This window comes from Streptomyces sp. NPDC058796, from assembly GCF_042745235.1.
In the GTDB taxonomy this organism is placed as follows: Bacteria; Actinomycetota; Actinomycetes; order Streptomycetales; family Streptomycetaceae; genus Streptomyces.
This window is the reverse complement of sequence record NZ_JBHYOP010000022.1, coordinates 1-23,988: the sequence shown is the minus strand read 5'-3', so window position 1 is coordinate 23,988 and position 23,988 is coordinate 1. Positions and strand designations below refer to the sequence as shown.

The following is a 23,988-nucleotide window of genomic DNA, read 5'->3' as shown; positions in this document are numbered from 1 at the left end:
GACTACTGGGGGGCGCTCCGCCGCCACGGCCGCGTGGTTCTCCTGGACTGCTCGGTTTGATCACTCGGTGTCCAAGGTGGCCCGGGATGCGACGGGTGGCGGATGGATCCGCCTGAGGAAAAGAGCGGCGGGGCCCCCATGGGACGCGGTACGGTGCGCCGATGTCAGCTATCAGGACCTTCCAGGTCACCTTCGACTGCGCGGAACCTGAGCGCCTCGCCCGCTTCTGGTGCGAGGTGCTGGGCTACGTCGTGCCGCCGCCACCCGCGGGGTTCGCCACCTGGGACGATTTTAAGCTTTCGCAGTCGCCTGAGGAGCGGGATGCGTGGTTCGCCTGCGTCGACCCCTCGGGTGTGGGCCCGCGACTGTACTTCCAGCGCGTCCCCGAGGGCAAGGCCGTCAAAAACCGGGTGCATCTCGATGTGAGGGTCGGCACGGGACTCGTGGGTGAGGAACGCCTCGCCGCACTCGAGGCCGAATGCAAACGGCTGATCCCGCTCGGCGCGGTCCATGTGCAAACGCTGTACGACGGCAACGACTCGTGCATCCCGATGCTGGACATCGAGGGCAACGAGTTCTGTATCGACTGAACGCCCCTTGAGGCGGGGAGGCGGGGAGCCATCTCCCTTGGGCCTCCCTGGTCTCGTATAGGGCGGGAGTTACCCCGCGAGGGCGAGATTGTACAGCCGGGCGATGCCGAGCATGGCGGTGTGAACGCCGATGCCTTTCAGGCGGCAGTCACGAAGAGAGCCCACGACATGTTCGTCGTCGACACCCAGATCCACATCTGGAAGGAAGAGACCCCGGGCCGCCCCTGGTCCCGGGCGCCCGTGAGCGCATCCGCCTCAACGGCCACCGTGAGGACCCCTTCTCGTACGAGGAGGCCCTGGAGCTGATGGACGAGGCCGGCGTCAACCGGGCGCTGATCCTCCCGCCGTCCTGGGAGGGCAACCGCATCGACTACGCCCTGGAGGCGTGCGAGGCCCACCCGGACCGCTTCGGCATCATGGCCCGCGTCCCGCAGGACAACGAGGCCGAGGGGACGGCGATGCTGAAGGACTTCGCCCAGAACCCGCACATCAAGGGCACCCGGCTCACCTTCCACCGTCCGCAGGACCGCAACTGGATGATCGACGGCACCAACGACTGGTACTGGCCGATCGCGGCGGAACTGCGCATCCCCACGATGGTCCACGCGCCCATCTGGAAGCGGGAGCTGGGCGAGATCGCCGCCAAGCACCCCGAGCTGAAGATCATCATCGACCACATGGGCATCATGGCCCGCTGCGTCGACGACGCCATCGGCTACTGGGTCCAGGAGACCGCCGACCTCGCCCCGCACCCGAACATCTACGTGAAGGTCTCGGCGCTGCCGGGCTACTCCACGCAGCCGTTCCCCAACATGAACATCCAGAAGTACGTGCGCGAGATGGTCGACAAGATGGGCCCGCAGCGCTGCTTCTACGGCACCGACATCACCCGTCTGCTGGGTCACGGCATCACTTACACCGACACGATCGAGCAGTTCACCAAGCACTGGGACTTCACGCCCGAGGAGCTTGAATGGATGATGGGCCGCGGTATCTCCGAGGTCCTGAACTGGCCGTACGAGGGCTGAGGAACCACACGAGATGACGGACAGCAAGAACAGGCCGGGCGCCGACGGCGGTGACGCCGTCGTCTCCGCCTTCAACGCCGTCGGCGCCGATTACATCTTCTGCTCATCGGGGTCCGAGTGGGCCCGGTGTGGGAGTCGCTGGCCCGCCGGCACCGCGACGGCGAACCGGCGCCGACGTACCTGGACCTGACCCACGAGACGGTGGCGGTCGGCATGGCCACCGGGTACGGGCTGGTCGAGCGCCGCCCCCAGGGTGTCCTGCTGCATGCCGCCCCCGGCCTGCTCCAAGGCTCCATGGCCGTGCACGGGGCGCTGCTGGCAGGCGTCCCCATGGTGGTCACCTCCTCGGAGTCGACCACGTACGGTGACGGCCCCGGCCAGGACCCGGGCGGCCAGTGATACCGCAACCTGTCCATCGTGGGCGGCCCGCACCACGTGGCCCAGCCGTTCACCAAGTGGGCCAACGAGGCCTCGCACATCAGCACCCTGCCCACGATGATCACCCGGGCGGCGGAGCTGGCCTGGCGGGCCCCGCCTACCTCAACATCCCGCTGGAGATCCTGCTGGAGGACTGGAACGGCCGTGAGGCCAAGCCCGTTGTCAAGCCGGGCTCCATGCACTCCTCGCCCGAGGAGGTCGAACCGGTCGCGCAGATGATTCGAGAGGCGAAGAACCCGGTAGTCGTCACCGAGACGGCCGGCCGCGAAGCGGGCGGCTTCGAGTCCCTGTAGCCTTCGCCGAGGCGTGGAACATCCCTGTCGTCGAGCCGGACTCGGCGGTGTGCGCGAACTTCCCCCGCACCCACCCCCTCCACGCCGGCAGCGACATCGGGCCCTGGACGGACGAGGCGGACCTAATCCTCCTGGTCAACTGCCGGGCCCCGTTCTACCCGCCGAGCCGCAAGCCGTCCAAGGCGAAGATCGTCGTCATCGACCAGGTGCCGCAACGTCCGCACATCGTCTACCAGGTGCTCTTCGCGGACGTCTACCTGGAGGGCAACGTCGCCAACACCCTGCGCCAGCTCGCCAAGCGAGCGAGGGATCTGGACGAGGCCGTGGTCACCGCGCGCCGCGCCGCCCAGGAGGAACGACACACCGCCGAACGCGCGGCCGTCACCGCAGCCGAGGCGAAGGCCGAGCAGTCGGAAGGGGTGGACCCGGTGCTGGTCGCCGCCACCCTCCGCAAGCTGCTGGCCGGCCGGGACGGCATCGTCGTCGATGAGACCATCACCCACAGCAAGGCCGTGAAGCGGCACCTGCAGACCGACGCCCCGGACTCGTACTTCTACGTCCAGGGCGGCCTCGGCCAGGGCATCGCGGTCGCGCTCGGCGTCAAACTGGCGGCCGGGGAACGCCCGGTGGTCCTCACCATCGGCGACGGAGCTTTCACCTACAACCCGGTGATCCAGTCGTACGACGCGGCCAACACCTACGGCCTGCCCGTGCTGATCGTGGTCTTCAACAACCGCGTCTACAAGTCGATGAACCTCAACCACCGGCGCTTCTATCCCGACGGCGCGGCGGCCGAGACCGGCGAGTGGCTCGGTACGGACCTGCACCGCTTGCCCCGCCTCGTGGCCTTCGCCGAACCCTTCGGCATGCACACCGAGACCGTCGACACCACCGACGCCCTCGCGCCCGCCCTGGAGCGCGCGCTGAAGGCCGTGGCGGAGGGCACCGCCGCCGTCGTCGACGTCCTAGAGCGTGTCTCTTTGGTGGGCTGATCAGTTGATCGGACGTGTCCGTCCGGTTGGTGATCACTGATGCGATGTGGGTCCGGATCGAGCCGCTGATGCCGGCCGATCCGGTCCGCGGTCGACGGTGGGCCGACCACCGTCGCACTCTTGAGGCCATTGCGTGGAAGTACCGCACCTGTTCGCCCTGGCGGGACCTGCCGGAGGAGCTAGGGTCCTTCCAGACGGCCCACAAACGTCTCATCAGGTGGGCCATGGACGGCACCTGGGCACGGATCCTGGCCAGCGCCGACGCTGATGACGACGTGGAGTGGACGGTCTCGGTGGACTCCACCGTCTGCCGGGCCCATCAGCACGCGGCCGGTGCTGTGAAAAGGGGGCTGCGCGACGGTCAGAACCCGACGACCACGCACTTGGACGTTCTCGTGGCGGCCTGAGTACGAAAGTACATCTGGCCAGCGATAACCGGGCGCGGCCGTTGGCTCTCTACGTCACTGCTGGTCAGGCGGGTGATGCTCCGGCATTCGAGGCCGTCATGGCCAGGATCCGCGTCCCGCGACGCGGACTCGGCAGGCCCCGGACTCGACCGGAGACCGTCCTCGCGGACCGCGCTTATTCTTCCCGCGCGATCCGCAGTCATCTGCGACGGCGGGGTATTCGCGCCGTCATCCCGCAGCCTGCCGACCAGGTCGGACACCGTCTACGGAGAGGGCGAGCCGGAGGCAGACCGCCAGGTTTCGATGCGGAGGCGTACAAGCAGCGCAACACCGTTGAACGGTGCATCAGCCGCTTGAAGCAATGGCGTGGTCTGGCGATGCGCACGGACAAGCTTGCCCTGGCCTACGAGGCTGCTTTGCACTTGGCGGCCATCCTGATCTGGTCCCGCTCGACGCAGTGATCAGAGCCGCTCGTGCACGACCAGTCGCGACTGCTTTCCCGAAAAGGCCGCTTCGGAGGGCTCGAGCCCCACTGTTCCGGGCAGCGAAGATCCCTCGCTTGTCCACGTGCACGACCAGGACGTCGTAGCTGTCGATGACCTCGGAGATACCCCGCGTCTGAATCGTGTCCCGCCAGGCTTCCGTGTTCCGACCGAACCACTCCGGCAGTCCGCAAGGCTCAGCCACGGCGTCCCAGAAGTCATCGAGTGTCTCGATCGGCTTACCGCGCAGGTCAACCACCAGTTCCGACTCAGTCCTCTTGGCCATCAAGACAGAGTAATCGGCCCTCTTCCAACGTCAGAGCTCCAAAGAGACAGGCCCTAGTCACCCGCTGACCCAGGAGACCTACGCACCATGACCGACACCCCGACCCCGGCCCCGGAGCCGGGCAAGGCCCGCGTCCCCGCCGACGAGCTGCGCACCTTCGCCGCCGCCCTCCTGGAGAAGGGGGGCCTGAGCCCCGAGCACGCCGCCACCACCGCCGACGTGTTCGTCTGGGCGGCGCAGCGCGGCGTCGAGTCGCACGGCGTGGCCCGCGTGCCCGCCTACCTCGACCTGCTCGCCAAGGGCGTGGCCAACGCGAACGCCGAACTCAAGGTCGAGTCGACCACCCCGGCCGCCGCCGTCATCGACGCCGACCGCGCCCCCGGCCCCGTCGCGCTGAGCGCCGCCGCCGACGAAGCGATCGAGCGGGCCCGCACCTACGGCATCGCCTCCGTCGGCGTACGCCGCACCGTGCACACCGGTGCCATTGGCTACTACGTCTCCAGGATCGCCGAGCGGGGCCTGGTCGGACTCGGCTTCGTGTCCGGCATGCCCAACATGGGCTACACGGGCGTCAAGGGCGCGGCGGTCGCCACCAGCCCCCTCGCGATCGCCGTGCCGGCCGCCGACCACGCCGCGCTCCTCCTCGACATGGCGACGGCCACCATCGCTCTCGGCAAGCTCCGCCAGGCCAAGGCGAACGGCACGCCGCTGCCCGAGAACGCCGCCGCCACCGAGGACGGCACTCCCACCACCGACCCCGCGCTCGCGACGATGCCGCTGCCACTGGGCGGCGCCAAGGGCTCGGGCATGTCCCTCGCCTTCGAGCTCCTCACCAGCGTCCTGGTAGGCGCGCCGATCTTCTCCGCCTTCCACTCGGACGACCCGGCCGGCCGCAAGCACCGCCAGAACGCCCTACTGATCGCCGTCGACCCGGCGGCCTTCGGCGGCAGCGCCGAGGACTTCGCCGGCGCGGTCGACACCACACTGGACACGTTGAAGGGCCTGCCGGCGGCGGAGGGTGCGCCAGGCGTGTACTACCCCGGCGAGCGCAGCGCCGCCGTCGCGGTCGAACGCGGAGCGAGTGGCGTGCCGGTGGCACCCAAGGTGTGGCGCGAACTGACGCAGACTGCCGAGAGGTTCGGCATCGCGCCCCCTGACACCACCTGACCCGGGGAACCACACGTCGCCGGCCGCACTCGAGGAGGGACGGCCGGCGGCTTCCTCCACCTCGGGCCTGCGGTGGACTTGAGCGGCAAGTTCACCGGGGCGTGGCGCAGTGTGTGGCGTCGCGCAGGACAGCGGTGGGGAGGCGCTTACCGCGCGGGCCACTGAACAGGTGGGCGTCGGGACCGGGCCCGGCGGGCAGGCGACGAGGGCGAGCGGGAATGAGAGCCGCCATCGGGTTCAGCAGGCGGCCCGGTCAGCCGTACATCGCCACGCGGTAGAGAGTCGCAAGCGCGTCGTCGATGGGATGGGGCTGCGGTTTGCCGGAGGGGTCGAGCCTGTTCCACCTCTGCAGATTCACCGCGACGGACATCTGCCGTCTGCCGTCGGCACGGATCATGGCCAGTGCTCCACCACCCCAGACCGTGCCGCCATGGCCCCAGAAGGTGGCCTGACCGGGACCCTCCATCGGGTGCAGGCCGAGGCCGTAGTCGATCGTCTTTCCCTCTTGGGAGATGACCGGGCCGACGCGTTGCATCTGCGCCAGCGACGACGGGCTGATTATCCCTCCGGCCAGAAGCAGGCGGTAGAAGCGGTTGAGGTCCGCGACGGTCGATATCAGGGAGCCAGCCGGTCCCGCGTATGACATGTCGTAGACGCTGTAGTCGCGCGGTGGGTCGATCATGCCGAACCACGCCTCGTAGAGCTGCGAGTGGGGTCCGTCGACGTAGGGTCCGGTGGGGAGTTCGGTGTCCCGGAGCCCGGCGCGCTCGATGACGTTGCGGGTGATGTACCGCTCGGCCGCAGTGCCCGTCACCTCTGCCAGGAGTTGGGCGAGGAGCAGGTAGTTGGTGTTGGAGTACACCCCTGGAGCACCGCCCGGGGCGCCGACGGCAGGTGCGGTGACCCCCATCTCGATCAGTTCAATGGGGTTGAACCGTGTGAACCGGTGTTCGTCCAGGCTCTGGGGCCGGGTGTCCGCGACGACGGGCATCCCCTTGAGGGAGGGGTAGGCGTAAGGGAGGAACTCGGGGAGGCCGCTGGTGTGGTTGATCAGCATCCGGACCGTGATCGCGTCACCGCGTGCTCCGGGAACCAGCTTCGGCAGGTACCGGCCGATCGGTGTGTCGAGGCCGATCCGACCGCTCTCGACCTGCTGAAGGACCGCCGTGGCGGTGAAGGTCTTGGTGATGCTGCCGACTCGGTGCCGCATGTCGGCGGTGACAGGGCGGCCGGTGGCGACATCGGCGACCCCGGCGGCGCCACGCCAGACCTGTTCACCGTCTCGTACCTCGGCGAACAGGCCCGGCATCCCGGCTCGGTGAACGTTCTCGACGGCGGCGTTCAGTGCCGCGGAATCCAGTGGGTTCTTCACGTCATGCGTCCTTTCGTGTTCCCCGGGAGGGAGCTCCACGTCGGTCGCCCGACCTGGGTGACAGGGCACGTCGACACGTCGGCCCGTCTGCTGCCGGATCGCTCGGCACGCTCATGTCCTCATTATGCACGCACTGCGTGCAACACCAAGTGCATGGGTTAGACTGAGTCCGACGAGAGGGGTGAAATGGCAGGCCGAAGGCGTTGGTCGACCGAGGAAATCCTGGATGCGGCAGCGGAGTTGCTGCGCACGAGCGACGCGGAGTCGTTCAGCGTGCGCAAGCTCGCCGCGATCCTTGGGACCGATTCCTCCAGCCTCTACCGGCACTTCCGCAGTAAGACAGAACTGCTGCGCGCAGTCGCCGATCGGATCCTCCTGGCGTCCATGGACGGCTACCGCGCCGAGGGCGACTGGAAGCAGCGCATCACCGCGCTGGCCATGTGCGTGAGAGAGGCGTTTGGGCAGCAGCCCCAGCTCGCCGCGGTCTGGGGACGCTATGCGTCAGGCGGCGCAGGTTCCCGGCTGGTCATGGAAGAGGTGCTACAGGCGCTGCGCGCGTCGGGACTGCCCGACGAGGAGATTCCGGCGCGCTACCACCGGCTCGCGGTCCTCATCGCCGCGTTGATCGCGTCCGAGGCCGGAGTCAGCACCATCACCCAGGAAGAGTACGGACAGGGCATGGAGCTGTTTCGCGTCGCGGTACTCGGCGCCGACCCCGAACGCTTCCCAGCCCTGGCCCACTTCGCACGCGACGTCCGCCCCCTCGGGGCAGACCGCCGTGCCGCGTTCGAAGAGATCCTCGCCGCCCAACTCGCTCACATCGAGGCCGCGATCCGCCCGAGCTAGCCGACCGGAACGCCGGTCTGTCCGTGTACGTCCGCACCGGCTGGTGGTGTGCGGTTGGTCCCCCTCTCTGGCCCCTCGTCGGGGCGCGGGTCCGGCGCGCTGGCGTCCAGGGGCCCGGGTGGGGTGAACCACATGAACTGGACGGTGACTTCGTAACGAATGGCGAGTTTGTCGTTCCTCGCGGCGACGCCGCGGGCCTGTTTCAGTAGGGCGAACCGGCCCTCGACTTTGTGCCTGCGTTTGTACCTTTCACGGTCGAATGCGGGCGCGTCCCCCCGCTGGCCGACGGTGATGACGGCTGCGAGGACGTGGGAGGAGACGTCAACCGCGAGAGGGATCTTGGCGGTCAGCCCGCCACGCGAGCGCCCCAGGCAAGGTGCGGGTGACCACCGGCGCCGACGTCGGCGCCGTCACCGGCTCCCTCCGGCTAGCGGGACGAGCGAGTCGCGAGTGGACTGGTATTACTGATGCATGCATGAAGAGACCGCACGGTGCGCGATCGACACGTTCATCTCCGCGTTCAACGCCTCGGACGACGGATACGTGACTGGGCTGCTCTCCCAGGCCCTTACCTCGGACGTGATTTTCTGGGGACCGTTGGGTCGCAGTGAGGGGATCGAGGCGGTGGAGCGGTTCGTGCTAGACATCCGGCGCCACCCGGCGGGGACCGGCACGATGGTGCGCTGCTCGGCGGTGGACATGCCGGACGAGTGGGCCAGGTACCAGTGGGTCTTCACCACACCGGATGGAGGCCCCCGCCTGGCGGGGACGGACGTCGTCCATCTGCGGCGAAGCCTCATTGACCAGCTCATCGTCTTCGCGGGGGAGATCGAGCCGTCGAGTTCCTGAGTCGTCCTCCTCTCGCAGCGGCCCGTTCCGTGCTCCAGGTCTGCGGTTCACGGAGGCCAGGCTGCGGTGGTGAGGGGGCGTCCGCCCCAGCGGGTGCGGTCAGAGCACGGTGGGGGCACGCATACGTGGGATGTGACGCTCTCCTGCGATACTGCTGGCTGTCGCGGACGCCTGCGAGGCACTGCGCGTTCCCTGCCTGTCGACCACCTTCCCGTGGCAGGCCTATGTCCACTCCCGTGGCGCTGCCCCGGGGCACGCCTTGCGGTGGACCTACCACTTCGCGTGGGGACTGGACGACATCGCCACCGTCTTCGCCCGGATGTGGGAACAGGTCGACGGCCCCCACACCGTCGGCTGCCTGCGGAACGACGACCTCCAAGGCACCCTGCTCCGCCACCACGAGTACGGCTTCACGCCGGTGACGTCCGCGCGCGGACACGACCTGGCCGATCTCGGCCCCTACCGTGAACCCGCCACCGAGTTCCAGACACAGGTCGGTCGGATGCGGGAACGCGGCGTCGACATCGTCACCAGCGCCGCCACCGCCGCCGACCTGGCCCTCTTTCACCAGGCCGGGCTACGGCCCGGGCTGATCACGTGCTCGAGGTGGTTGACCTACCCCCACACCCACACCACCACCGCTCCAGGCATCCACGCCGAACTCGCCGATGCTCGCGTCGCCACGCTTGTCTACTGGAGCCCTAACCACTCCTACCGTTCCAGCCTCGACGGCACCACCTGCGCCGAACTCGCCCACGCCTACCAACGCGACACCGGCGAATCCTGGCTGCAGCCCCTCGGACTGGCCTACGCCCTCGTGGAAACTGCCCGCCACGCGCTCAGTACGGCCGACGACCCCACCGACCACGCCGCCATCGCCCACACCCTCGCCCGCACCACCCTGTCCACCATCGCGGGTGCTCTCGACTGGAAACGGGGCCCCACCCCCAACATCGCGCTCCTGCGCCTGGCCGGCGGCCAGTGGCACCCCGCCCGAAGGGCCCGAGCCTCGCCATCGTCACGAACCACGATGCTCCCGACGTTCCCGTCACCGGTGAACTCCAGCCCGCCTGACCTGACACCGCACTCTGCCCAGTACCGAAGGCGTCGCTGACACCTGCCCGCAATGGCAGCCGGGTCTGTGGGCTGCTGATCAGCAGGACAGAGCGTCGTCCGGCCTCAGCAACCATTGGTCATCCCCGTTGCGGACGGGGACCGAGCGGGCCAGTGCCTCACCTGGCAGGCAGCGGGAAGAACGCCGGGAAGACCCGCCTGACGTGCCTCCTCACATCAGGCGGGCAGTACGGTTCGCTGAGGTGTCCGGTCAGATGAGGGTGCTCTCCTCCACGTTCTCCATGCGGGCGTAGAGCACGACTTCGTTGACTTCGAGATTGTTGATCAGTCGCAGGCAGGCGGTGATGCCGTTGCCGACCAGTTCCTCGGCGACCTCGCCGTACTCGACCTGCAGGATCGTATTCGGGGCCCGCTCGTCGTTCGCCATGCCCCCGGGGTCGCGCCATGTGCCAGCGGCACCGATCTCGGTGGCGGCGCGAAGCACGAAGGCGATGGCGTGTGCTTTGTGCCGCGGCAGGGTCAGAGTCAGCAGTTCTCGCTCCACCCGCTCCAGGCGTACACCCGCCTCCTCGTCACCGAACAGCAGCGCGTGGAGAAGGTCCTTCGCCTCCGTGAGCAGCCGCTCGCCCTCGGGGGAGCGGTGCTCGGGGCCGAGCGAGCAGCTTCCCTTTACCGGCGGATCGATCAGCAGGCCGCGTCCGATCAGGGCACCACGGTCGAGCACCCGGTAGTCGTCGATGAACCGGCGCAGCCGCTCCAAGTCGAGGGCCAGAGTGCGTACGCGCTCCGCCCGCCGCTGTCGTTCCTCAGCCGATTCCTCCGCCGGCGCCGCGCCGGGGTGATTTCCGCGCTGGGCAGGCAGGCCGGGTGCCAGAGCTAGGTCCAGCAGCTGGTTCACAAGCCATTCGCGCGGCCGGTCGGCGAGAGCCCTACGCAGCCGCAGGCGCAGCTCATCCGCCAGTTCCTGGCGCACCTCACGAACCAGCGCACCAATATCCGTCACATCATCCATGCATAGAAACGTAGAGATCACCTTGGTCAGCCGGTCTGTTTCGGGCTGCGAGTCAGCCCGAGGAGTGAACGGACTGCGGCAATTCCAACCGGACCGGTGGTGAACGTAGCCCATCTTCCGGTCGCATAGGCCAGTCAGGGCGTGCGACCGCGACGTTCACCGCAAGGCCGGGAAACGTCCTCCCAGCGCTTGCGCGCTCTACGGCGTGGGAGGGCCGCTCGAGGCTTCGGGGGAATTTGCCGCCTGCCACGTCGACAGAGCGGGCGAGGCCTTGGAGGGTGAGTGGTTGGCAACGGCGTGCTCAGCTACTTCAACGGAATGTCGGACGCGCCAGGTTGACACGTCAACGAGCGGTCCCCGCTGTGACCCGGTGGGGTGGTTTGACCGGTCATCGGACGACCATGCGCGCGCAGGCCGCGAACACTGGTTGGGGGGTGGCGCGGGCCACCGGACAAGGGGGGCGGAGGCATGACCGACGGTACGGTTCTGGTGGCGGTGACGGAGCACCCGGAAGACAGGTGTGCCACTGCTGGGCAGCTGACGCGCATCGCCGAGGGAATCCGGGCGAACGGCTTCCAGGTCCGGTGGGTGGTGAGCGTCTCCGACGCCGAGGCGGTGCTCAGGACGGAGGCCGGCTTGGCCGCTGCGGTGGTGGCCTGGAATCTTCTGCCGGGAGCCGAGGACGGGCCGGGTGGCGCAGCGGTTCTGCGCAGGATCGGGCGCCGGTTCCAGAATCTGCCGGTGTTTCTGGTCATGGCGGACGAGGGGCTGCGTGAGCTGCCACTGTGGGTATCGCAGTCTGTGGTGGGCTACGTGTGGCCACTGGAGGACACGCCGGCGTTCATCGCGGGGCGGATCACCGCCGCCGCGCGTGCCTACCAGGAGGCCCTGCTTCCGCCGTTCTTCAAAGCGCTGCGGCGCTTCGACGGCGCGCACGAGTACTCATGGCACACCCCCGCGCACTCGGGTGGCGTCGCCTTCCTCAAGTCGCCCGTGGGTCGAGCCTTCCACGACTACTTCGGGGAACGGCTGCTGCGAAGCGACCTGTCGATCTCGGTGGAGGAGCTCGGCTCCCTGTTCGAACACACCGGGCCGATTGGCGAGGCGGAACGCAACGCCGCGCGGGTCTTCGGCTCAGACCACACGTACTTCGTCCTGCACGGCGACTCCACCTGCAACCGCCTGGTCGGCCACTTCAGTGTGACGCGTGACGAAATCGCCCTGGTAGACCGCAACTGCCATAAGTCCGTCCTGCACGGCCTGGTCGTCTCCGGCGCCCGGCCGGTGTACCTGATCCCGACCCGCAACGGCTACGGGCTTGCCGGACCGCTGCCTCCGGCCGAGATCGCGGCGGACTCGGTCGCAGCGAGGATTGCGAAGAGCCCTCTCACAGCGGACGCGGTGTCACCGCGTGCTCAGTACGCGGTGTTTACCAACTCCACGTATGACGGACTGTGCTACGACGCGCCGACGGCGGCCCAGGCCTTCGCAGCCAGCACACCCCGGCTGCACTTCGACGAGGCGTGGTTCGCCTACGCCCGCTTCCATCCGCTCTACGCGGGACGCTACGGCATGTCGGTGGACGAGGAGACCTTCCCCGGCCCCGACCGGCCGACGATCTTCGCGACCCAGTCCACCCACAAGCTGCTGGCCGCGTTGTCGCAGGGCGCGATGGTGCATGTCCGACCTACCTCGCGAGCGCCGGTGGGGCACGATCGGTTCAATGAGGCGCTCATGATGCACGGCACCACGTCGCCGCTGTATCCGATGATCGCCTCATTGGACGTGGCCACGGCGATGATGGACGGCCCGCAAGGGCAGTGGCTGGTCGACGAGGCAGTCTCGGAGGCGGTCCGGTTCCGCCAGGAGATGGTACGCATCGGACGGCGGATCGAGGCCGCCGGAGACCGGCCGCCCTGGTTCTTCGGAGTGTGGCAGCCGGATGAGGTGACCGACCCCGGGAGCGGAATGCGGCTGCCGTTCGAGGAGGCACCGGCGGAACTGCTGCGGACCGAGACGTTCTGCTGGCACCTCGAGCCCGACGCGGACTGGCACGGCTTCCCCGGTCTGACCGATGGCTACTGCATGCTCGACCCGATCAAGGTCACACTGACCTGCCCGGGGCTCGACGCGACCGGTGTGATGTCCGACTGGGGCATCCCGGCGCGCGTCCTCACCGCCTATCTGACCACGCGCGGCATCGTCGTGGAGAAGACCGACAGCTACACCACGCTGGTGCTGTTCTCCATGGGCATCACCAAAGGCAAGTGGGGCACGCTGCTGGACGCCCTGATGGACTTCAAGGACCACTACGACAGTGGTGCCCCGCTGGACCGCGTGCTGCCCGCCCTGGTCGCCGAGCACCCGCGGCGCTACGCAGGACGGAGCCTGCGCGACCTGTGCCAGGAGATGCACGCCCACCTGCGCGATGCCCGCCTGGTCGAACTGCTCGACATGGCCTTCCAGCAACTCCCGGAGCCGGTCGCGTCGCCCCAACTGTGCTACCAGCGCCTGATCCGCGGCGGCACAGAACGGATTCCTTTGGTGGACGCAGCAGGCCGTGTCGCCGCAGCCATGGTCACGGTGACGCCGCCCGGCATCCCGGTCCTCATGCCAGGCGAAAGCATCGGAGACGAAGACGGCCCTCTCCTGCGCTACCTGAGCGCTCTGGAGTCCTTCGACCGTCACTTCCCCGGCTTCGGCAGCGAGACTCACGGAGTAACCCGAGCCCCCGACACCGGCGACTACCTGATCGAGTGCCTGCGCCTGGACGAGCACGAAGGGCCCCGCGGTGCCATCACGCCGGCACAGCGACGGAGGGCGCACAGCACCAGGACGAGGGGTTGAGTCCTACTCACCGGGCTCGACAGAGCCCCGACGCAGAGCTACTTCTGCATACGCTGGAAATGCGTGAGAGGGCCATGTCCGTCTATGGAAACCGACCCGTCCAGACCATCGACGCGACCAGCTGGCGGGAGCGTATGAGTCCGGGCGGTCTGCTGCCGGGCTGCTCCCAGGTGAGCCCATGGGCAGCAGACGACGAGCTTTTTCCTCCCACGAGGCCTCGACGCCGCCGGCGAGCCAGTCGTCATCGAATCCGCCCGCCTCTGGGGGCGGCGCCGCTGGCGTCGGGGTACGGGCTGGGCCCGGCGTCTGGGAGTGGGTCGCACTGTGTCATCGGGCCTCAGCTGTGAGGCTTGGCGCCCGTGAATATGTGATTCACGCACTTTGTGGTGTGATCAACTCTCGGCGCGAGGTATGCCGGTGGGCCCCGGACAGCGTCCGGGGCCCACCGATGGCTCGGGTCGGGTCGTGCCGACTGGGTTACCAGCGATACCAGCGGCCCTTGCGGCCTCGGAAAGCTGATCACCGCTCACCTGCCCGTGGCACCGCAAGCACCGTCAGCCCTCTGCGCCCTCCACCATCCCGCAGTGAACCTGCCAGCCGCTTCGCCCTGGCAGCACCCCGCCCGGCTGGGCGTCGCGGCCATCCTGCGCGGTCAGGTGAGTAAACCCAACACGAGTGCGGCCATGACAGTGAGTCCCGCGACGGGCAATATCATGTCTCGGACCCAGACCAAGTAGTGCCCGGCACCCCTGCCCACAGAGCCGGGAGTATCTGGCCCGTGTCGAGCGAGTGGTGCAGCGCGGCACACCCTGAACAGGGCCGGGTGGCCTCGTCCAGCCAGTACGTACCGGTCGGTTGGGCGCTTACCGCGTCGGCTCCCGTGTCCCTGAGGCTCATGCCTGGACAACGCTGCGCCCTGGGACGGGTACTGTGCCGCGCTGGGCCGTGATGGTTTCGGTGCCGGGATGTCATCCCCGCTGATACGGCAGCAGGCTACGCCGGGCCTCGTGCAGGAGACTCTCTCGGCCGGACGGGGGATGGCTGGTGCTGGGGCGGCTGTGAAGCGCCGTGGGGGAACGAAACACTGCCACAGCCGCCCTCGTCCGAAATGTGCCCATCGCCACGTCGGCCAAGCCAGGCAATACCGAAACCACACGGCGGTGTGAGAAGGAGTCGGTGCCGGGCCTTGACCCTTGATGTTGGACACACGAGACACTGGATCCTGAGGATCTGAGAACGGACATCTCGTGGTCATGAAGAACTATCCGCCGCAGTTCAAGGCGGACGCGGTCGCGCTGTACGAGTCGCGGCCCGAGGCGACGATCAGGCAGGTCGCCGCCGATCTGGGGATCAACCCGGAGACCCTGCGGAACTGGGTCCGGGCGGCCGGTGTGAGCCGGCCCCGGGGCCGGCGGGCAGAGGCGCCGGCCGAGCCGCCGACACCGCTGGAGGCCGAGAACGCCGCTTTGCGCAAGAAGGTCCGCGAGCTGGAGGAGGAACGCGAGATCCTGCGGAAGGCGGCGAAGTATTTCGCCGGGGAGACGCGCTGGTGAGGAGCCGTCAACTAACTACTGCCGAATTCGGGCCCGCTGAGGTTGACGGTGTGGTAAGTCAGCATCTGTGGGGATTCCGGAAGCAACCCTGGCAGTACTCGACGTGAAGTTCGCGGCGATCCTTCCGCACTTGGACGAGCGGCAGCGCCGCCTATATCTGGCATCCGAGGCTGCCGCGCTCGGGCACGGCGGGATCACCGCAGTGGCCAGGATGGCGGAGGTGTCAGAGTCGACCATCGCGAGGGGCCGCGACGAACTCGCGGCTGGAACACCGGTACTGGGGCGGGTGCGCCGCCCCGGCGGCGGACGCAAGTCGGCGGCCGAACGTGATCCCGGCCTGGTGCCGGCACTCGCGGCCCTGATCGAGCCGCAGGAGATCGGCGACCCGATCTCCCCGCTGCGCTGGACCACGGTCTCGCTGCGTGACCTGGCCCGGGAACTGACCGCGGCAGGCCATCCGGTCAGCGCCCCGGCCGTAGGCAACCTGCTGCATTCGATGGGCTTCAGCCTCCAGGGCATGGCGAAGACACGCGCCGGTAGTCAAGTCCCGGACCGTGACGCCCAGTTCCGGCACATCAACGCCACAGCCGAGCGGTTCCTGTCCCAGGGACTGCCGGTGGTGAGCATGGATGCGAAGAAGAGGGAGCCGATCGGCGACTTCGCCCGCGCGGGCCGCGCCTACCGCCCCAAGGGAGTGCCGATCACGGCCCCGGACCACGCCTTCGTGGACCCCGATACCCCGGTCGCAATCCCGTACGGCGTCTACGACCTGGGACAGGACACCGGCTGGGTGAACGTCGGCACCGACCGCAACACCGCCGCCTTCGCAGTGGAGTCTCTCCGCCCCGCTGGTGGAGCCAGCAGGGCCGGCAGGACTATTCCGACGCGAACCGGCTGCTGATCACCGCAGACTCCGGAGGAGCCAACTCCGCAGGCTCCCACCTGTTCAAAATGGACCTGGCCGCCTTCGCCGACGAGTGCGGACTGACCATCACCGTCCTGCACTTTCCACCGGGAACGTCGAAGTGGAACAAGGTGGAGCACCGTCTGTTCTCCCGTATCACCCACAGCCTGCGCGGACGGTCCCCTGAGCAGCTACGAGATACTGCTCCAGAGCATCTCGGCCACCCGCACCCGCACCGGACTGACCGTCAAGGCTGCCCTCGACGAGAACGACTACCCCACTGGACGCACGCTCACCAAGGACGAGCGCAAGGCCATCCTGCGGCGCGTTCAGCGCGACGACTTCCACGGCGAGTGGAACTACACCATCGCCCCATACGATCCCCAGACGGCACCGCCACCCGAGCCGGACCGGGCGAAGGCACCGCCGATCCCGGCCGAGGCCACCCACCTGCTCACGCACCCCGCCCTCACCGGCATGTCCCGCGAGCTGTTCGACCGGCTCGTGGAGGAACTCGAACCCTGCCGCCGGGTCCTGGCCGAGGCCGAGCGGGAGAAGAGGAAGGGCCTCAACCGGCGCGGATACAACCCCGGCTTCGGCTTCCTCGACCACCGCCACCGCGTCCTGGCCGCTGTCCTGAACCGCCGCAACACCGTCACTCTCACCCTGACGGCCCGACTGCTCGGCCGGGACCGCAACACCCTGAGCTACCACGCCCATCGCACCATGCCCCTGCTGGCCTTCGCCGCCGCCCCCGACATCACCGCAGCCCTCACCCAACCCCGCCGGACCCACCCACCTCGCACGATCGACGCCCTTCAGGACGTGATCACCGACTACGAAAGCAAGATCAAGTCAGGCAGTAGTTAGTTGACGGCTCCTGAACCGCTTCCAGTTCGTCGCCGACCACCAGCGCCGCCACGGCGTGAAGCGGCTGTGCACCATCCTGGGCATTGCCCGCTCCAGCTTCTACTACTGGCGCCGCACCGCCGCCGACAGGGCCGCCCGGCGGGCAGCCGACGCCCATCTCGCCGCACGGATAAGGGCTGTTCACCGCGAGTCGGACGGCACCTATGGCGTCCCCAGGATCACCGCCGAGCTCCGCGAGGACGGCGAGCGCGTCAACCACAAGCGGGTCGCACGCGTGATGCGGAGCATCGATCTGGCGGGCGTGAGGCTGCGACGAAGACACCGCACCACGGTCGCGGACCCGGCCGCGGCGAAGGCCCCGGACCTGATCGGCCGCGACTTCACCGCAGGTGAAACGAACACGAAGTACGTCGGTGACATCACCTACCTCCCCCTGGAGAGCGGGAGGTTCCTCTATCTGGCCACCGTCATCGACCTCGCCTCACGGCGTCTGACCGGCTGGGCGATCGCGGATCACCTGCGCACCGATCTCGTCATTGACGCCCTGGCCGCCGCCGAACGCACCCGCGGCAGCCTCACCGGAGCCGTCCTACACACCGATCATGGAGCCCAGTACACCAGCCGGGCCTTCGCCGACGCCTGCAACCAGGCCGGCGTCCGCCAGTCCATGAGCGCGATCGGCTCCAGCGCGGACAACGCACTCGCCGAGTCCTTCAACGCGACGTTCAAACGCGAGACTCTCCAGGGCCGCAAGCACTGGGCCGGCGAGCGCGAGGCCCGCCTCGACGCGTTCCGATGGCTGCACCGCTACAACGTCCGACGCCGTCACTCCCGCCTCGGACACCGCAGCCCCATCGCTTACGAGAACGCCCTCCGAACGGCATCAACTACGCTGACGCAAGCCGCATAACCCGTGTCCAGAAACCGGGGTCAAGGCCCGTTCGCCGTGCTGGAGCAGGAGCTGGCCAAGGGCCCGGTGGCGCATGGCTGGCCGGACCAGACGTGGACGCTGGCGCGGATCAGAACGCTGATCGGACGCCGGTTCCACAAGAGCATGACGCTGTCGGCGATTGCACAAATGCTGCACCGGCACGGCTTCAGCCACCAGCTCCCGGCCCGCCGGGCGACCGAGCGCGACGAGGAAGCCGTCACCGGCTGGGTGAAGGAGACCTGGCCGCAGGTGGAAGGTCCGTGGCGGCGCTCGACGCCTGGCTGTGCTTCGAGGACGAAGCCGGCTTCTCGATGACGCCGCCCACCGCACGGACCTGGTCCCGGCGCGGACACACACCCGTCATCCGGGTCCGGGGACGCTCCCAGCGTCGCTTCTCCGTCGCCGCCCTGGCCTGCTACAGGCAGGGCGAACGCGCACGGCTGATCTACCGGCCCAAGCAGCATGTCGACCACAAGCGAGGTGGCAGACGCAGTTTCACCTGGACCGACTACCGCGACCTGCTCATCGCCGCCCACCGACAGCTCGGCGCCCCGATCGTGCTCGTGTGGGACAACCTGAACGTCCACAGAGACCGCCGGCTGCGGGAGTTCATCGACACCCACGACTGGATCACCTGCTACTTCCTGCCGGCCTACGCACCCGACCTAAACCCCGTCGAGGGCATCTGGTCACTACTGCGACGCAGCAGCCAGGCCAACACCGCATTCACCGACCCCGACCACCTCATCAGCACACTCCGGCATGGTCTCCGCAAGATCCAGTACCGCAGCAACCTCATCAACGGATGCCTCGCCGAAACCGGCCTCACCCTGACGACATCACAGCAACAACGTCAGTAGAGGATGGGTGGAGTACCGCGGCGTCCTCGTACCCGCGGGTACGGAGACGACAGTCGGATGCTGAACCCGATCGCAGCGGCGGTCGACTAGTTGTTGCGGGGCAGAAGGTTAATGTCGCGCCCACCCGAGAACAGATGTATGCGTATCGCATATAGTCCTGGGTATGGAATCAAGCCTTGAAGAAGCGGTCAACGAGTGGCACGCGAGCGTCAACGCCGGTGACCTGCAGTGGTCTGCGACAGCGGTCGGTGATCCGGTCGTCGTCCTCGGCCCGAAGGGTGCGGGTCCGATCACGCCGACGCAGTTCGCTGACTGGGTGGAGCGTTCGGGGATCAAGCTGATCCCTCGGTCGTGGCACCCCGTCAGCGAGCGTCTGATGGTGGTCGAGGAGGACGCCACCTGGCCCGAGAGCACGGAGCCCACGCGGGTGGCGACGGTCTTCCGTGCCTCCGGCGGGAAGGTCACGGCTGCGCTGAGGCTGCCGGACCTCAAGGCTGCTCTCGAGCTGGCCTACATCTGCCGCGAGATGGCAGCAACCGAATGACAGACCGAGGTCCGGGACAGGTCCTGTTCCACTTCGTCAGGCACTGGTCACGCCGACCTGTCGCAGCAGACACGGGCGGCGAGCAGGGGCGACTCGTGCTGGTCTGCGAGGCAGTCCATGCGCTCGGCCTGCGCGGGACCCCGGCAACGGTGAACGCAATCGCGCACGAGATCGGGATCGACCAGAGCAACGCTTCACGGTTGGTCAAGAGCGGTGCGGCAGCCGGCTACCTGGTCATGGCGGCGTCTGCGGCCGATGGTCGACGACGCGAAGCATCACTCACTTCCGCGGGCAGGTCCATGCTGGACCAGGCACATCGCTGGCAGGAGGACATCTTCGTTCAGCTGACCACAGGCTGGAGCGACAAGAAGCGCCGCGACTTCCAGCAGGCGATGACCGACCTGATGGAGCGCTCCTACGCGATGGACGCATGAGCCACGCCAATGCCCCGCTGAGCATCGAGGGACGCCGCCGCTTGGTCGAGCGCTGCAAGACACGCCCCATCGCGCACGTGGCCGCAGAGATGGGCATATCCCGTGCCTGTGCGTCGAAGTGGGTCAACCGGTGGCGTCGTCACGGCGAGGCTGGACTGCGCGACCGCTCATCGAGCCCACGCCGGAGCCCGCACGCCACACCAGCCTGGGTCATCGAGAAGATCGAGTCCTGGCGGCGCGAGCACAAGTGGTCGGCCCAGCGCATCACCGACGAGCTCGCCGGCCTCGGGTTCGTGATCAACCGCCGGACCGTCACCCGGCACCTGAGCAGGCTCGGCCTGGGCAAGCGCAGGTTCATCGACCCTCGTGGAGACAACAACCGCAAGCCCGGGAAGATCACCGCCCGCTGGCCCGGCCACATGGTGCACCTGGACGTGAAGAAGGTCGGCAGGATCCCCGACGGCGGCGGCTGGCGCGTCCATGGCCGCGCCAGCGACCAGGCCAAGACCGTCGGCCGAGCGAAGTCAGCTGGCGCAAAACGCGGCTACACTTACCTGCACTCCGCAGTCGACGGCTTCTCCCGGCTCTCCTACACAGAGCCCCTTCCCGACGAGAAGGGAACCACCGCCGCGGCGTTCCTCGCCCGAGCGAAAGTCTGGTTCGCCGCCCACGGCATCACTCACATCCACCGCGTCGTCACCGATAACGGGGCCTGCTACCGATCCGGCGACTTTGCCTGCATCGTCGGCCAGCGCACGCGGCATCAGAAGACCAAGCCGTACACCCCACGCCACAACGGAAAGGTCGAGCGCTACCAGCGGATCCTCGCCGAGGAACTGCTCTACGCCCGCGAGTTCACCAGCGAAGACGCCCGCTCTTCCGCGATCGCGGTCTGGAACATCCACTACAACTATCACCGCCCGCACAGCGGCGCTGGTGGGCGGCCGCCAGCATCTCGGCTCCGGGACGGTGGCGTCACCAACGTCCAGCCCTCATACAACTAGTACCTCATTCGCGGTCCGCGGAACGGCCCGCAGCGAATTTTACTGTAGGGGTCGGCAGGTATTCACCACTGGCCCCTGCAGCCTCCTTGAGAGGCCAGCAACCCATCACCACAGAGCTGATACTCGAACGAGTATAGTCCCCTCACCTGCTCGCGCCTGTTTGCAGACCATGGGGCGTCTTTCACTACCCTGAACGATCAGATATTCAATCCAGCACTCAGAAGCCAGTACTCTCCACCCCCCACTTCTGCCCTAAGTGAGACTGCTGCCGCCGTCGGGGCGTCCATTTCTGGCAGCAGCATCACTCCCACAGTCCCACCCGTCGCAACAGCGAAAGTGCCCCATGCTTGAATCTCGGGCTCGTTCGGCATCTCGAAACGGGCGTCCTTCCCTTCGGCCTCGAACGTGAAGAGAAGTCGGCCGTCGGATTTGACCACCCAATGGGCTCGAGACACATGCGCCCGAGCTGTCCGCTCCCGAGGGACAAAACCGTGACGCACGATAAAATCATCCAGCTCGCCGCGCGGGACACTAGAAGGAACCGCCAGAGCGAGTACGGGGGTCATGCGACCGGACAGCTCTAAGGCCTGTCTGACAATTCCCGTCGTGTCAGCGAGTGTCCGCCGAGCTGGCAGTCCGGAGGCGCGCCGACCGTCTGGCGGGTAGCGCCGGGCAGGACCTACGAACGGCGGGCCAGCAGGTGGGCGTCGAGGAAGCCCCGTTCGGAGGCCGGATCGTGAAGCAGCCGGGCGAAGGGAACGAGCCCGGCATCGGCCAGCAGTTCGGCGAGGCGATCCGTCGGCCAGCTGTAGGCAGGTGCCACCTTGTGGTCGAACCGGATCGGCTCCGGTCCGTCGGTCCCGAAGAAGGAGACCAGGAGCAGGCCACCCGGCGCCAGGACGCGTACCTGCTCGGCGAGCAGCTCCGGCAGTTCCCCCGGAGGGGTATGGATCGTCGAGTAGTGGGCCAGTACGCCACCGAGCGCGCCGTCCTCGATCGGCAGGGATTCCATCCGCGCCTCCTGGAAGCGCAGCGCCGGATGGGCCCGCCGGGCGTGGTCGACCATGCCGGGGGAGAGGTCGAGTCCAAAGGCGTCCAGGCCCAGTTCGTGCAGCATGGCCGTCAGATGTCCGGGCCCGCACCCGACGTCCGCTGCCCGCAGGTTGCCCGTCGCGCGCACCAGTTCGGCGAAGGTGCCGATCATGGCCCGGGCGAACGGCTGAGTCTCCAGCCGGCCTGCGAACAGCGATGCGTACAGCTCGACGACTCCGTCGTAGGCCGCCCTGGTCTCGTCCTGATGATTCGCCACGGGCAGGACTCTATAGCCGGTCTGATAATTGATCTTGTGGCAGGTCGAGGTGAGTTGACGGATGCGGCATGGGGGCGAATGGAGCCCCTGTTGCCGCAGGTGGACGGACGCGGCCGTCCGTGGCGTGATCACCGGCAGGTGGTCAACGGGGTGCTGTGGAGGCTGCGGACCGGGGCTCCTTGGCGCGACCTGCCCGAGCGGTACGGGCCGTGGCAGACCGTCTACGAGCGGTTCGCCCGCTGGGAGGCTGATGGCACCTGGGCGAAGCTGCTGGAGCACGTCCAGGTCCGTGACGACGCGGTGGGCCGGGTGGAGTGGACCGTCGCTGTCGACTCCACGGTAAACCGGGCCCACCAGCACGCCGCGGGCGCCCGTAAAAGGGGGACACGGACGGGGACGAACTGGAAGATCCGGGCCGCTCGCAGACGCGCCAGGCCCTCGGCCGGTCCCGGGGCGGGCTGACCACCAAGGTCCACCTCGCCGTCGACGGCTGGGGTCTGCCGCTGTCGATCGTGCTCACACCCGGAAACGTCAACGACGCCACTGCGTTCGCCGAGGTCCTCGACAAGATCCGCACCCCGCGCGCTGGCACGGGCCGCCCGCGCACGACACCGGACCGCGTGCTGGGTGACAAGGCCTACTCCAGCAGGGCCATCCGCCATCTGCTGCGGCGTCGGGGTATCGCCGCCACGATCCCCGAGCGCCGTGACCAGGTGGCCAACCGCCGACGCCGGGGGCGCCTCGGTGGCCGGCCACCCGCCTTCGACAAGGAGATCTACCGCGACCGCAACGTGGTCGAACGATGCTTCGCCCGCCTCAAGCAGTTCCGTGCGATCGCAACCAGGTTCGACAAGCTCGCAGACCGCTACCGCGCGGGGGTTGTCCTGGCCTCCCTGGTCCTCTGGCTCCGTGAAGCGGCCAGGTGATCATTTGTCAGACAGGCTCTAGGCGGCTACTGATCGCCCGGACGTTCCAGCTGGACTGCTCGTCGGCGGCGGTGTGGCGGCTGCTGCACCGGCAAGGCTGGTCCTGGCAGTCGCCGGCCCGCCGGGCGCTGGAGCGCGACGAGGAGGCGGTGGGTCTGTGGAAGAAGGATGTGTGGCCGCAGGCGGAATGACTGCGGCGGCGCTGGGAGCGTACATCGTCTTCGAGGGCGAGGCCGGGTTCTCGATGACACCGTCACGCGCCCGCACCTGGGGCCGACGTGGACACACGCCGGTGGTGCGGGTGCGGGGCCGCTCCTGGCGCCGCTGGTCGATCGCAGCGATGTGCTCCTACAAGCCGGGCGAGACGTCCCGGCTGATCTATCGGCCGCGACGCCACCGCAAGCACAAGGGCAAGGGACGCGACTCCTTCGCCTGGAGAGACTATCGCGACCTGGTTGTCCGCGCCCACATCCAGCTCCAGACTCCCATCGTGCTGATCTGGGACAATCTCAACACCCATCGCGCCGCGGGAATGCGCGAGTACGCGGCTGCACACGACTGGCTCACCATCATCCAACTTCCTTCGTACGCGCCAGACCTGAACCCTGTGGAGGGCGTCTGGTCGCTGCTACGGCGTGGGCCGCTGGCAAACACCGCCTTCACCGACGACGATCACCTCGAGCGCACCCTCCGTCGGGCCTGCGCCACATCCAGCTCCGCCCCGACCTGATCGACGGCTGCCTCACCGGCGCCGGATTTACACTCACCGACGAGGAGACATCACCCCCCCCCGAGAGATCAGAACTCGTTCTTGTGAACCGCTTCGGCTGAGACGTCAGATGGAGCACTCATCAACTGCTGGAGGTGGTGAATGAGGGTGTGTCCAGTCAACGGCTGATCTTGGTTGTTGAGGTTCAGTGGCTGGTGGTGGGGGTGAGGCGTCCTTCGAAGGCGATCTGGAAGGCGTTCA

22 protein-coding genes and 6 pseudogenes are annotated in these 23,988 nt (G+C 68.0%); 23 read left to right on the top strand and 5 right to left on the bottom strand.

The window, feature by feature from the left end; genetic code table 11:
- The first annotated feature begins 161 nt into the window (after window positions 1-161).
- Complete coding sequence (locus ACFW47_RS33925) at window positions 162-590, top strand: VOC family protein (protein ID WP_386289055.1); 429 nt, start codon at window positions 162-164, stop codon at window positions 588-590.
- A 69-nt stretch (window positions 591-659) separates the two neighbouring features.
- Here ACFW47_RS33925 and ACFW47_RS33920 read toward each other — a convergent pair.
- Window positions 660-746: pseudogene (locus tag ACFW47_RS33920) on the bottom strand (IS5/IS1182 family transposase); the annotation flags it as partial.
- Between the two features lie 41 nt (window positions 747-787).
- Between ACFW47_RS33920 and ACFW47_RS33915 the strand changes: the two are divergent.
- From ACFW47_RS33915 to ACFW47_RS33895, 5 genes are all read left to right on the top strand, one after another.
- Window positions 788-1,618 carry an amidohydrolase family protein gene (locus ACFW47_RS33915; protein WP_386308149.1) on the top strand — a complete coding sequence of 277 codons (831 nt, stop codon included), beginning with the start codon at window positions 788-790 and terminating at the stop codon, window positions 1,616-1,618.
- A 126-nt stretch (window positions 1,619-1,744) separates the two neighbouring features.
- Window positions 1,745-2,017: a thiamine pyrophosphate-binding protein gene (locus ACFW47_RS33910; protein ID WP_386308139.1), complete on the top strand. Its 273-nt coding sequence runs from the start codon at window positions 1,745-1,747 to the stop codon at window positions 2,015-2,017.
- A 56-nt stretch (window positions 2,018-2,073) separates the two neighbouring features.
- Window positions 2,074-2,349 carry a hypothetical protein gene (locus ACFW47_RS33905; protein ID WP_386308138.1) on the top strand — a complete coding sequence of 92 codons (276 nt, stop codon included), beginning with the start codon at window positions 2,074-2,076 and terminating at the stop codon, window positions 2,347-2,349.
- Between the two features lie 47 nt (window positions 2,350-2,396).
- The gene (locus ACFW47_RS33900; protein ID WP_386308137.1) at window positions 2,397-3,341 is read left to right on the top strand and encodes a thiamine pyrophosphate-dependent enzyme; all 945 of its coding nucleotides are present in this window, start codon (window positions 2,397-2,399) and stop codon (window positions 3,339-3,341) included.
- A 44-nt stretch (window positions 3,342-3,385) separates the two neighbouring features.
- Window positions 3,386-4,209 (top strand): IS5 family transposase gene (locus tag ACFW47_RS33895; protein ID WP_386308148.1). Its coding sequence is split into 2 segments (ribosomal slippage): window positions 3,386-3,701 and window positions 3,701-4,209, totalling 825 coding nucleotides; the frame shifts between segments, so codons are not numbered across the junction.
- On the opposite strand, the gene ACFW47_RS33890 is transcribed toward ACFW47_RS33895, so the two are convergent.
- On the bottom strand, window positions 4,094-4,516 hold the full coding sequence (locus ACFW47_RS33890) for a barstar family protein (RefSeq protein WP_386289136.1): 423 nt from the start codon (window positions 4,514-4,516) through the stop codon (window positions 4,094-4,096). The genes ACFW47_RS33895 and ACFW47_RS33890 overlap by 116 nt on opposite strands.
- A gap of 87 nt (window positions 4,517-4,603) precedes the next feature.
- On the opposite strand from ACFW47_RS33890, the gene ACFW47_RS33885 reads away from it, so the two are divergent.
- Window positions 4,604-5,683 carry an Ldh family oxidoreductase gene (locus ACFW47_RS33885; RefSeq protein ID WP_386308136.1) on the top strand — a complete coding sequence of 360 codons (1,080 nt, stop codon included), beginning with the start codon at window positions 4,604-4,606 and terminating at the stop codon, window positions 5,681-5,683.
- A 253-nt stretch (window positions 5,684-5,936) separates the two neighbouring features.
- Here ACFW47_RS33885 and ACFW47_RS33880 read toward each other — a convergent pair whose 3' ends face one another.
- Window positions 5,937-7,055, bottom strand: a complete 1,119-nt coding sequence (locus ACFW47_RS33880) for a serine hydrolase domain-containing protein (RefSeq protein WP_386308135.1) — start codon at window positions 7,053-7,055, stop codon at window positions 5,937-5,939.
- A gap of 186 nt (window positions 7,056-7,241) precedes the next feature.
- Between ACFW47_RS33880 and ACFW47_RS33875 the strand changes: the two genes are divergently transcribed.
- The 3 genes from ACFW47_RS33875 (at window position 7,242) to ACFW47_RS33865 (ending at window position 9,864) form a co-directional block, all read left to right on the top strand.
- Entirely contained in the window at window positions 7,242-7,901 is a 660-nt protein-coding gene (locus ACFW47_RS33875) for a TetR/AcrR family transcriptional regulator (RefSeq protein WP_386289097.1), read from the top strand.
- A 471-nt stretch (window positions 7,902-8,372) separates the two neighbouring features.
- Window positions 8,373-8,750, top strand: coding sequence for a nuclear transport factor 2 family protein (locus ACFW47_RS33870; RefSeq protein WP_386289099.1), 378 nt, complete (start codon window positions 8,373-8,375; stop codon window positions 8,748-8,750).
- Between the two features lie 148 nt (window positions 8,751-8,898).
- Window positions 8,899-9,864, top strand: coding sequence for an ABC transporter substrate-binding protein (locus ACFW47_RS33865; RefSeq protein WP_386308147.1), 966 nt, complete (start codon window positions 8,899-8,901; stop codon window positions 9,862-9,864).
- A gap of 210 nt (window positions 9,865-10,074) precedes the next feature.
- On the opposite strand, the gene ACFW47_RS33860 is transcribed toward ACFW47_RS33865, so the two are convergent.
- Window positions 10,075-10,836, bottom strand: a complete 762-nt coding sequence (locus tag ACFW47_RS33860) for a hypothetical protein (RefSeq protein WP_386308134.1) — start codon at window positions 10,834-10,836, stop codon at window positions 10,075-10,077.
- A gap of 468 nt (window positions 10,837-11,304) precedes the next feature.
- On the opposite strand from ACFW47_RS33860, the gene ACFW47_RS33855 reads away from it, so the two are divergent.
- The 10 genes and pseudogenes from ACFW47_RS33855 to ACFW47_RS33810 all read left to right on the top strand — a co-directional run bounded on the left by ACFW47_RS33855 (window position 11,305) and on the right by ACFW47_RS33810 (window position 20,783).
- The gene (locus tag ACFW47_RS33855) at window positions 11,305-13,683 is read left to right on the top strand and encodes an Orn/Lys/Arg decarboxylase N-terminal domain-containing protein (protein ID WP_386308133.1); all 2,379 of its coding nucleotides are present in this window, start codon (window positions 11,305-11,307) and stop codon (window positions 13,681-13,683) included.
- A 1,253-nt stretch (window positions 13,684-14,936) separates the two neighbouring features.
- A complete protein-coding gene (locus tag ACFW47_RS33850) occupies window positions 14,937-15,236 on the top strand; it encodes a transposase (protein WP_071528930.1) in 300 nt (99 codons plus the stop codon).
- Window positions 15,237-15,324: 88 nt separating this feature from the next.
- A pseudogene (locus ACFW47_RS33845) lies at window positions 15,325-16,515 on the top strand (ISAzo13 family transposase); the annotation flags it as partial.
- A 102-nt stretch (window positions 16,516-16,617) separates the two neighbouring features.
- Window positions 16,618-17,010 carry a hypothetical protein gene (locus ACFW47_RS33840; protein ID WP_386308150.1) on the top strand — a complete coding sequence of 131 codons (393 nt, stop codon included), beginning with the start codon at window positions 16,618-16,620 and terminating at the stop codon, window positions 17,008-17,010.
- Between the two features lie 7 nt (window positions 17,011-17,017).
- A pseudogene (locus ACFW47_RS33835) lies at window positions 17,018-17,920 on the top strand (IS3 family transposase); the annotation flags it as partial.
- A gap of 30 nt (window positions 17,921-17,950) precedes the next feature.
- A pseudogene (locus tag ACFW47_RS33830) lies at window positions 17,951-18,256 on the top strand (winged helix-turn-helix domain-containing protein); the annotation flags it as partial.
- Window positions 18,253-18,801 carry a transposase gene (locus ACFW47_RS33825; protein WP_385975734.1) on the top strand — a complete coding sequence of 183 codons (549 nt, stop codon included), beginning with the start codon at window positions 18,253-18,255 and terminating at the stop codon, window positions 18,799-18,801. The pseudogene ACFW47_RS33830 and the gene ACFW47_RS33825, both read left to right, overlap by 4 nt.
- 163 nt (window positions 18,802-18,964) lie before the next feature.
- Window positions 18,965-19,345, top strand: a complete 381-nt coding sequence (locus ACFW47_RS33820; RefSeq protein WP_386308132.1) for a hypothetical protein — start codon at window positions 18,965-18,967, stop codon at window positions 19,343-19,345.
- Between the two features lie 95 nt (window positions 19,346-19,440).
- Complete coding sequence (locus ACFW47_RS33815) at window positions 19,441-19,779, top strand: MarR family winged helix-turn-helix transcriptional regulator (RefSeq protein WP_386308131.1); 339 nt, start codon at window positions 19,441-19,443, stop codon at window positions 19,777-19,779.
- Window positions 19,776-20,783, top strand: coding sequence for an IS481 family transposase (locus ACFW47_RS33810; RefSeq protein ID WP_386308130.1), 1,008 nt, complete (start codon window positions 19,776-19,778; stop codon window positions 20,781-20,783). Before ACFW47_RS33815 ends, ACFW47_RS33810 begins: the two co-directional genes overlap by 4 nt.
- 679 nt (window positions 20,784-21,462) lie before the next feature.
- Here the strand turns inward: ACFW47_RS33810 and ACFW47_RS33805 are convergent.
- A complete protein-coding gene (locus ACFW47_RS33805; protein WP_030968184.1) occupies window positions 21,463-22,092 on the bottom strand; it encodes a class I SAM-dependent methyltransferase in 630 nt (209 codons plus the stop codon).
- A 36-nt stretch (window positions 22,093-22,128) separates the two neighbouring features.
- On the opposite strand from ACFW47_RS33805, the pseudogene ACFW47_RS33800 reads away from it, so the two are divergent.
- The 3 genes and pseudogenes from ACFW47_RS33800 (at window position 22,129) to ACFW47_RS33790 (ending at window position 23,849) form a co-directional block, all read left to right on the top strand.
- A pseudogene (locus tag ACFW47_RS33800) lies at window positions 22,129-23,040 on the top strand (IS5 family transposase).
- 49 nt (window positions 23,041-23,089) lie between these two features.
- Window positions 23,090-23,209, top strand: a complete 120-nt coding sequence (locus ACFW47_RS33795) for a winged helix-turn-helix domain-containing protein (RefSeq protein ID WP_386308129.1) — start codon at window positions 23,090-23,092, stop codon at window positions 23,207-23,209.
- 53 nt (window positions 23,210-23,262) lie between these two features.
- Window positions 23,263-23,849: pseudogene (locus tag ACFW47_RS33790) on the top strand (transposase).
- The last annotated feature ends 139 nt before the right edge of the window (window positions 23,850-23,988 follow it).

Bases quoted from the DNA above. Each gene is read 5' to 3' on its own strand.
- ACFW47_RS33925 (WP_386289055.1), top strand. From the start codon at position 162: ATGTCAGCTATCAGGACCTTCCAGGTCACCTTCGACTGCGCGGAACCT.
- ACFW47_RS33890 (WP_386289136.1), bottom strand. From the start codon at position 4,516: ATGGCCAAGAGGACTGAGTCGGAACTGGTGGTTGACCTGCGCGGTAAG.
- ACFW47_RS33885 (WP_386308136.1), top strand. From the start codon at position 4,604: ATGACCGACACCCCGACCCCGGCCCCGGAGCCGGGCAAGGCCCGCGTC.
- ACFW47_RS33875 (WP_386289097.1), top strand. From the start codon at position 7,242: ATGGCAGGCCGAAGGCGTTGGTCGACCGAGGAAATCCTGGATGCGGCA.
- ACFW47_RS33870 (WP_386289099.1), top strand. From the start codon at position 8,373: ATGCATGAAGAGACCGCACGGTGCGCGATCGACACGTTCATCTCCGCG.
- ACFW47_RS33860 (WP_386308134.1), bottom strand. From the start codon at position 10,836: ATGGATGATGTGACGGATATTGGTGCGCTGGTTCGTGAGGTGCGCCAG.
- ACFW47_RS33855 (WP_386308133.1), top strand. From the start codon at position 11,305: ATGACCGACGGTACGGTTCTGGTGGCGGTGACGGAGCACCCGGAAGAC.
- ACFW47_RS33850 (WP_071528930.1), top strand. From the start codon at position 14,937: ATGAAGAACTATCCGCCGCAGTTCAAGGCGGACGCGGTCGCGCTGTAC.
- ACFW47_RS33840 (WP_386308150.1), top strand. From the start codon at position 16,618: ATGTCCCGCGAGCTGTTCGACCGGCTCGTGGAGGAACTCGAACCCTGC.
- ACFW47_RS33825 (WP_385975734.1), top strand. From the start codon at position 18,253: ATGACGCCGCCCACCGCACGGACCTGGTCCCGGCGCGGACACACACCC.
- ACFW47_RS33820 (WP_386308132.1), top strand. From the start codon at position 18,965: ATGGAATCAAGCCTTGAAGAAGCGGTCAACGAGTGGCACGCGAGCGTC.
- ACFW47_RS33810 (WP_386308130.1), top strand. From the start codon at position 19,776: ATGAGCCACGCCAATGCCCCGCTGAGCATCGAGGGACGCCGCCGCTTG.